The sequence below is a fragment of the Robiginitalea sp. genome (genome assembly GCF_049588695.1).
Classification (GTDB): domain Bacteria; phylum Bacteroidota; class Bacteroidia; order Flavobacteriales; family Flavobacteriaceae; genus Robiginitalea.
The window spans coordinates 1-2,903 of record NZ_JBAVZJ010000290.1 but is presented as its reverse complement, the minus strand read 5'-3'; the positions used below and the strand labels follow the sequence as shown (position 1 = coordinate 2,903).

Annotated in this window: 4 protein-coding genes; 2 read left to right on the top strand and 2 right to left on the bottom strand. The window is 48.6% G+C overall.

Features of this window, described 5'->3' with window-relative positions:
- Positions 1-621: alpha/beta hydrolase family protein (locus WBV75_RS07165; protein ID WP_424119952.1), on the top strand; the 621-nt coding region annotated here is incomplete at its 5' end.
- A gap of 18 nt (positions 622-639) precedes the next feature.
- Here the strand turns inward: WBV75_RS07165 and WBV75_RS07160 are convergent.
- Both WBV75_RS07160 and WBV75_RS07155 read right to left on the bottom strand, forming a co-directional pair.
- Complete coding sequence (locus tag WBV75_RS07160; RefSeq protein ID WP_424119951.1) at positions 640-1,050, bottom strand: hypothetical protein; 411 nt, start codon at positions 1,048-1,050, stop codon at positions 640-642.
- 80 nt (positions 1,051-1,130) lie between these two features.
- Positions 1,131-1,841 (bottom strand): DUF6503 family protein, encoded by a 711-nt coding sequence (locus WBV75_RS07155; protein WP_424119950.1) that lies wholly within the window; start codon positions 1,839-1,841, stop codon positions 1,131-1,133.
- Between the two features lie 100 nt (positions 1,842-1,941).
- Here WBV75_RS07155 and WBV75_RS07150 point away from each other — a divergent pair.
- A partial coding sequence (locus WBV75_RS07150; protein ID WP_424119949.1) for a Na/Pi cotransporter family protein occupies positions 1,942-2,903 on the top strand: 962 nt, incomplete at its 3' end.

Genomic DNA, 2,903 nt, shown 5'->3' with positions numbered 1-2,903 from the left:
GCCTATAATTGCGTGATTCCAGGGGTAACGGCCCTGATTGAAAAAGGTTTCGTGGACAAGGACAATATTGGCGTTCAGGGGCATAGTTGGGGCGGATACCAGATTGCCTACCTGGTGACCAAAACAGATATGTTTAAGGCAGCTGAGGCCGGGGCCCCGGTACCTAATATGATTAGTGCCTACGGGGGCATCCGCTGGTGGACGGGACTGAGCCGGCAGTTTCAGTATGAACACACCCAGAGCAGGATCGGGGGAACGCCCTGGGAATACCCTATGCGATATCTGGAGAATTCGCCCATTTTCAACATCGATAAAATTAACACCCCCCTGCTCATCATGCACAATGACGCTGACGGGCACGTTCCGTGGTACCAGGGGATTGAATTTTTTGTAAGCCTCAGGAGACTGGGTAAACCGTCCTGGTTTTTAAATTACAACGGAGAGCCCCACTGGCCCTTAAAACTTCAGAACAGGAAGGATTTTAATATCAGGATGGCCCAATTCTTCGACCATTATTTACAAGGAGCTCCCGAGCCTGTATGGATGAAGCGGGGTGTCCCGGCTTTGGAAAAAGGGATCAACCAGGGCTATGAACTCATGGGCACGGATGGAGAGGAGTAAGGAACGCCCTGCGCACGTCTAGTTTGCACCCTTGTTTTCAAGGAGGTTCACGGACCATTCCAGGGCATTATCCATAGTGTGATGGATGGCTTTGGGGCATTGTACAAAGCGGGCTTCGAGTTCCGCAGTTTTTCGATTGATCTCGTTGTAAACCACCCAGGCATACCCGGTTATGTGGGGCGCGAGTTTTTGAACCTCATAATACATGGTTGGATCCAGGGAATAAGAGTATTTCCGGTCGGAAATATAGACCACTGAAGTGTCGCGATAGGCCTCCCAGCTCAGTGCCAGAAGGGGCAATACATTGTCCATGGAAATTTGCATTCCTTCCCGGACCCGGCCCACAACTACCTGCTTATAAAAGCGAAAGGTTCCTATCGCCAATTCATGCGTCGTCAGATAGGATTTTTCGAGAAAATTCGTGGACATGTGCCTTAAATCATTTATTTAAAGCTAATTTAAAAACCTTGGAAGACGTATATTTTATAGGGGATAATCGATGAAATGCACTATAAATCCTGTAAGATGTCAGTTCCGAGGTGTTTGGCATCACGATTGGTGTACCAATGCCGGGTTTTGGGCAGGCGCATTTGATTTAATAAGAATTCCCCTTCAAGCATGATGTATTCTCCGTCATTTTTGGTTTTGTCGTGGTAAAACTGATACGCTTCCATGGCAAAAGAATTCGGATCGAAATAGAAGTACCAAAGATCTTTACCAACTTCGGGATCGTAGGTCACTTCTAAAACCCAATATTCCTTCCCCTTAAAAGTCCGTTTTTCTGCCTCCGGACTGATTCGGGTTCCCGGATCCCGGAGCTTCATCGGAAGTCCATAGAGATAGGAGTAATAATCCCTGTACATTTTGGCGCTTTCACAGGTGAGGCGATGCGTTTTGGCATCAGCTTCAGAAAAACCTTCTTTCCCATTTAAATGCAGGGTACATTGCGGGCCGTTTAATTCGTATGTCTTTTCGTCCTCCCCTTGTTGCACATGCAGGCGGAAACGCCCCTCGTTCTGATCCATGGTTATCTCGCTCAGGCGTGGGGGGCGCTCAGGGGTATCCATGCGTACATTGAAGGAGCCTTCAAAAGACCCCCAAACCCCATTGGGGTCGTGGTAGGAAATGCTTTTGTCTAAGATTTGCCGGGGAGATAAGGCCTGGCTTGAACCCATAAAAATGCCGGAGAGAAAACAGAGGGTTAAAAGGAGGTTGCGCATGGGATTGGTTTCATGAATTATTTACCGCGAGTTTAATAAATTTACATTATACTAACGTTAAGTTGACATAAAATAAACAACACCGCTTGCAATTCCGGTAATGACATACGCATTTACAGATATTTTACAATTGGTCGGGGCACTGGGACTATTCCTCTTTGGGATGAAAGCCATGAGCGATGCCCTTACTAAACTCGCCGGGGACCGGATGCGGGCCATATTGGCCGGCCTGACGTCCAATCGTTTTCTCGGGGTGCTCACCGGATTTCTGATAACCTCTGTAATTCAGTCTTCTTCGGCCACGACCCTTATGGTAGTGAGCTTTGCCAATGCGTCTCTCCTGACTCTGACCGAGTCATTGAGTGTGATTATGGGAGCCAATATCGGGACGACGATTACGGCCTGGATGATCACCCTGCTAGGGTTTAAAGTCAGTATGAGCAGCATTGCGCTTCCCCTGGTAGGCCTGGGTGTCGGACTCACATTCCTTAAGAAGAAGAACTGGGAATACTGGGGTACGTTCATCGTGGGGTTCGGGCTGTTGTTTATCGGTCTCGAATTCCTGAAGGAACACATGCCGGATATTGAGAAAACCCCGGAAGTCCTGGCATTTTTAGAACGCTACACCCGGCACGGCTTTGGCTCCGTCCTGCTTTTCCTATTAGTAGGGACAGTATTGACAGTTCTTATTCAATCCTCCAGCGCTACTATGGCCCTTACCTTATTGATGGCCGCTAAGGGATGGATACCTTTTGAGGCCGCAGCGGCCATGGTGCTTGGAGAGAATATCGGCACGACGATCACCGCGAATATCGCCGCCATGGTAGGAAATTTCAGAGCCAGGCAAACGGCCCTGGCGCACCTGTTGTTCAATTTCCTGGGGGTTGTTTGGATGCTCATCTTGTTTTATCCTTTTCTCAGAGGCATGGCCTGGCTTACAGAGCGCCTGGGATCCGGTTCCCCTTATGTGGATTCAGCGGCTGTTCCTGTTGCTATCGCCCTGTTCCATACCTGTTTCAATGTAGCCAATACATTTTTGATGATCGGGTTTATATCTCCGAT

Excerpts from the sequence above, each read along its gene's own strand:
- WBV75_RS07160 (WP_424119951.1), bottom strand. The coding sequence starts at position 1,050 with ATGTCCACGAATTTTCTCGAAAAATCCTATCTGACGACGCATGAATTG.
- WBV75_RS07155 (WP_424119950.1), bottom strand. The coding sequence starts at position 1,841 with ATGCGCAACCTCCTTTTAACCCTCTGTTTTCTCTCCGGCATTTTTATG.